This is a genomic window from Lentisphaera araneosa HTCC2155 (genome assembly GCF_000170755.1).
GTDB classification, from domain to species: domain Bacteria; phylum Verrucomicrobiota; class Lentisphaeria; order Lentisphaerales; family Lentisphaeraceae; genus Lentisphaera; species Lentisphaera araneosa.
This window is the reverse complement of record NZ_ABCK01000071.1, coordinates 1-1,409: the sequence shown is the minus strand read 5'-3', so window position 1 is coordinate 1,409 and position 1,409 is coordinate 1. Positions and strand designations below refer to the sequence as shown.

Annotated in this window: 1 protein-coding gene and 1 pseudogene; one reads left to right on the top strand and one right to left on the bottom strand. The window is 35.6% G+C overall.

The genetic code is table 11. The features are described from left to right. A partial coding sequence (locus LNTAR_RS24610) for an IS3 family transposase (RefSeq protein WP_007281497.1) occupies nucleotides 1–660 on the top strand: 660 nt, incomplete at its 5' end. A gap of 230 nt (nucleotides 661–890) precedes the next feature. Here LNTAR_RS24610 and LNTAR_RS26860 read toward each other — a convergent pair. Then, a pseudogene (locus LNTAR_RS26860) lies at nucleotides 891–1,409 on the bottom strand (transposase); the annotation flags it as partial.

The following is a 1,409-nucleotide window of genomic DNA, read 5'->3' as shown; positions in this document are numbered from 1 at the left end:
CTATTAGCAGATGACTTCAAAGAGAATTCTATAAAAGTAGGACGAGATCGCTTGTTCGATATAGCTCGTGAAGAACGACTATTAATCAAAAGGAAGAGGAAGTACTGTCGCACAACCGATTCTAGACATCGTTTTAAAATTTATAAAAACCTCATCAAAAATATAAATTTAACTTCCCCTAATCAGGTTTGGGTATGTGATATTACGTATATCAGAGTAGCTAATAGTTTTGTTTATTTAGCCTTGATTACGGATGCATATTCTAGAAAAATCATTGCGTATAATGTTGGAGAGAACTTAGAGGCTGTAGGATGTATCAAGGCTTTGAAAATGGCTTTAAAAGACCTGCCTAAAGGTTCTCGTCCCATCCACCACTCTGACAGAGGCTCTCAGTACTGCTGTCACGATTACATTGAAATCTTGACGAATAGAAATCTTCCTGTCAGTATGACTGAAGAAAACCATTGCTATGAAAATTCAAAAGCTGAAAGAGTCAACGGAATACTGAAGTATGAATATCATTTACGCGAAACATTTAAGAACTTTAAAGATGCTAAAAAAGCAATTAAGCAGGCTATTTACTTATACAATAATTGTCGCCCTCATACAGCTTTGGAATATTCATTTCCAAGTGTTGTTCATGAAACACAATGTGCATAAATATTAGTCAATTAACATAAACAAAAGTGACAACTATTTTTCAGGACTTGACAAGTTAGACGAGTCCGCGATTGGATAATTTAAAACTAATTTATTTCTGTGCTGTTTTGTGATTTTTTGTGGTTAGATTTCTTTTGACTTTTTGATCTGTGGTTAAATTACTTTAGGAGATAGGTTCCGCATTGAATGCGGTGCTCCTATAGTAATCCAAGTAATTAAATAGATAGGCCTTACTGAATGACTCGTCTTTTGAGATGCTCACCCTGGCTAATGAGACTTATAAAGTTAAGAAAATGTTCTAATAGCTGCTTATAATATTGGCCAAAAAGTGATAAAAAGGCTAATGCCTTGTCCAAGTTCATCACCATGAATATTAAAGCAATAAGTGTTTCAGACGACGCTTTAATTTTCGTGAAAATGCGATCGAGTTTATAGCGTCTTTTGGCTACACCAAAACAGCCTTCTACTTGGTTTCTTATAGCTTCATCTTGGCGTTGTATATCCTTTTGTTCTTTACGTAATTTTTCATCTTTGGGAGGCCTTCCAAGACTGGGACCACTTATCCTTATCCCATGCTTTTTACAATGTGCTCGATTTTCTTTGTTTCGGTAGATTTTGTCAGCATGTGTTGATTCGGGATAATAACCGAATCGTTCTTTGTATTTTTCAATTTGTGAAATCAGTTCGGTCCTTCATTATAAGAGTCAAAGCTAATCGTATCGGTAAAGGTCCAGCCATCGACCACACTG